Annotated in this window: 2 protein-coding genes and 1 pseudogene; 1 reads left to right on the top strand and 2 read right to left on the bottom strand. The window is 66.2% G+C overall.

Translation table 11 applies throughout. The features are described from left to right. Positions 1-83: 83 nt before the first annotated feature. Positions 84-1,853: a PEP-utilizing enzyme gene (locus H483_RS27220; protein ID WP_017836461.1), complete on the bottom strand. Its 1,770-nt coding sequence runs from the start codon at positions 1,851-1,853 to the stop codon at positions 84-86. A gap of 228 nt (positions 1,854-2,081) precedes the next feature. On the opposite strand from H483_RS27220, the gene surE reads away from it, so the two are divergent. Further along, positions 2,082-2,888, top strand: coding sequence for a 5'/3'-nucleotidase SurE (gene surE / locus H483_RS27215; protein ID WP_017836460.1), 807 nt, complete (start codon positions 2,082-2,084; stop codon positions 2,886-2,888). Here surE and H483_RS0119345 read toward each other — a convergent pair. After that, positions 2,882-3,258 (bottom strand): annotated as a pseudogene (locus H483_RS0119345) (acyl-CoA synthetase); the annotation flags it as partial. The gene surE and the pseudogene H483_RS0119345 sit on opposite strands and share 7 nt — an antisense overlap.

The following is a 3,258-nucleotide window of genomic DNA, read 5'->3' as shown; positions in this document are numbered from 1 at the left end:
GGGTGGCGGGGCGACGGTGACAAGGCAGAAATGGCTGCCCGCGGGAAATTTCGCGGGCAGCCACTATCTTTTCGCGCGGTTGCCTAGAAGGCACCCACAGCGGTGGACGGGGCGTCTTCGAGGACGGTGACCCTTCCGGTGGTGCCGTCGACCTCGATGAGGGCACCGTCGGCGATCCTCTTGGTCGCTCCTGTGGCCGATACGACACACGGGATGCCCAGTTCGCGGCTGACGATCGCGGCATGGGAGAAGGGCGCACCGACATCGACGATGACGCCGGCGGCTGCCACGAACAGTGGCGTCCAGGACGGGTCGGTGATCGGGGCCACGAGGATGTCGCCGGGCTCAAGGGCGCTCGGATCATCGGGGGAGAGCAGCACTCGCGCCCGACCCCGGGCGACCCCGTTACAACCGGCCACGCCGGCGATCTCGCCCCCCGCAGGAAGGGAAGGGACAGGGCCGCTGTCGACCCGCTCCCAGGTGGACAGGTCCGGAGCCTCGCCTGCCACGACGAATGGCGGGATGTAGTTGAACAGGTCCAGGTAGCTGGCCTCCCGCTCGGCGAGGATCTCGGTGAAGGAGGCCGGGTCGGCGAGGTAGTCGTCGAGCTCCGAGGCGAACAGCATGAAGATCTGGTCGACGTTCTTGAGGTGGCCGGCCGCTGCCCCCCGACGGCCCAGTTCAAGAGCGGGAAGGCGGATCTCGTGGATCACCATCGCGGCTGTAGTGCGCGCGCGCTCGCGCCCACGCATCCACAGAGCCGAACCGTTAAGGGTGGCCTCGAACTGGGCTAGTGCTTCGGGGTCGCTCTCGAGGGCCGCGCGAATACCCGCGACCGCCTCCTCCCGCTCCTTTGCGCGCTGAGCGTTCTTCGCCTGGGGGCTCTCTGAGTCGACCACGCTCCGCATGCTGTTGATGGTTCCGAGAGCGACTTCCGGGGTGAGCGACCAGGTCTTCGCGCGGATCTCCCACTCGGCAGACCCACGGAAATCCCACTCGTCGAGGAACGCATCGAGATTGGCGGAGAACGCCGCCACGGTGGGGTCGGGGCTGGCGGCCAACCGCTCACGCAGCCCGGTCACACCTTCGTCGAACATCGCAGCGATCTGCGGCGCCTGAGCCTGGCGGCTGAGCTCCCACATCTTGTTCGAGGGAATGGCGGAGTCCACATCGCCGAGGCCCCCGACCAGGACCAGCGACAGTTCGGGCTTGCCGACCGCCTCCGCGAACTGGGCGACGGCACCCAGCCCGACGCCGCACTTCAAGCTGGCCTCGATGTGACGCTGGAAAAGTGGGCGCAGGATGTAATCGAAGGACGTGATCCGATCCCGCAGCTCCTGATCGGTCATGGACGAGATGTCCGGGCGATTCCGGCGGATCTCGAGCACTTCCTGGCGGTCCTTGTCGTACAGCGGAAGCCCGGTCGCGCCGAGCACCTCCTCGGCCAGCCACTGCCCGGCCTTCTCCTCGAACACCGGATCCTCGTCGAAGTCCCGGCGTTCGCTCTCATAACTCGGGATTCCGGGCATGTCGCCGAAGTACTGCAGGTCGACGGCCTCAGGCGACATCCCCGGTACGCGTGCGCCGAAGAGGCGCATCAAGGACATATTGATGTACAGGTAGCTGCCGAACGCAGGCAGGACGGTGATCGGCACCTGGGACTTGTCGTAGAAACTGTCGTCCCACACCTTGCACGCCACAAACGCATCCCGCCAACCGGGCTCAAGGTTGTGCTGGAAGCCGGCTGAGGCATTGAGGGGGCTGATCGGGTTGGGGAAGATCTCCCCGACGTTCGCGCGCGAGTACAGCGGGAACACTGGGGACACCGCGTTGTTGATAGGCCACTCGGACATGGGACTCCTTGCAAGGTCGATGCCGTCATTGGAAGTGACGGATAGTTCACATCATCATGTGACTGGTATCACTTGTCAAGGCTCCAAGTTTCGAGGTTTTGCAGACCGGTCGCACCGTTCCCGGCAGGTCAAGCCTCAGCGGATAGACAATACAGTGACCGCTGGGTCACAATTAGCCCTTGCTGAAGTCTCGATCGGCGAAACTCGACCAAGCCCGAGGAGGGCACAGTGCGCATACTGGTGACAAACGACGACGGGATCGACGGTCCTGGCCTGGTCCCGCTGACCCGGGCGCTGCTGGCCGAAGGGCACCAGGTGGATGTGGCCGTGCCCGCAACCGACCGCAGCGGCACCGGCTCGGGGATCGGCTCGATCGAGCACGGCACAGAGGTCGCATACGCGGAGCGGGAGCTGCCGAGACTGCCAGGCGTGCCGATCAGGGTCTTCGACGCCCCGCCGGCGTTCGGCGTTCTGGCCAGTTGCACGGGGATCCTGGGACCCCGGCCGGAGCTGGTCGTCAGCGGGATCAACGACGGCTTCAACACTGGCAGATTCTTGCTGGCCTCCAGCACGGTCGGCGCCGCCCTCGCCGCAGGATCTCTCGGTGTCAGAGCGGTGGCCATCAGTGCCGGCTTCGCCCCAGAGCACCGCTTCGACACCGCGGCCCGGGTAGCGGTGGAGACGGTCCACTGGATGATCGACCACAGTCCCGCCCGGACGGTTCTCAACGTGAACGTGCCGAACCTCGGGGTCGAGGACCTCAAGGGAGTGCGGCTGGCAGGGTTGGCTCCCCGTGGCCTCATGGGCCTGCGCATCCAGCGGAAGGACTCTAGCCTCCGCCTCGAGCGGTACGAGAACACCAAGGGGCTCGGCGTAGGCACCGACGCCGCGCTGGTCGAAGAAGGGTACGTGTCGATCAGCGTCCTGCCGAGCATTGCTGATGCCGGCCGTATGCACGATCAGACCGTCGACCCGTCCACGGCGGTCGAGCAGGCGCTCAGGGCGTACCCGCTCGACCCCGCCGTCGCCTACTGACCGGCGTACCGGTCCTGCAGCGATCGCTTGTTGAGTTTGCCGGTGGGCAGCCGGGGTAGATCGTCGACGAACTCGAACCGGCGAGGCGCCTTGAACCGGGCGAGGTGCGTGCGGCAGTGCTCTGCCAGTTCGGTCGCGAGATCGGGCCCGGCGGAGACGCTGGGGGCTGGCTCGACCACGGCCACGACCTCCTCGCCGAAATCCGGGTGAGGGACACCGAATACCGCGGAGTCCGCGACGGAGGGGTGACCGGACAGGACCTCTTCGATCTCCTCGGGATGGATGTTCACCCCGCCCGAGATGATCATGAACGACGCGCGGCCACTGAGGTAGAGATAGCCGTCCTCGTCCAGTCGACCCAGATCGCCCA

The sequence above is a fragment of the Dietzia sp. UCD-THP genome (assembly GCF_000349585.1).
GTDB lineage: Bacteria > Actinomycetota > Actinomycetes > Mycobacteriales > Mycobacteriaceae > Dietzia > Dietzia natronolimnaea_A.
The sequence above is the reverse complement of the archived record's forward strand: the minus strand, read 5'-3'. Positions and strand labels throughout refer to the sequence as shown.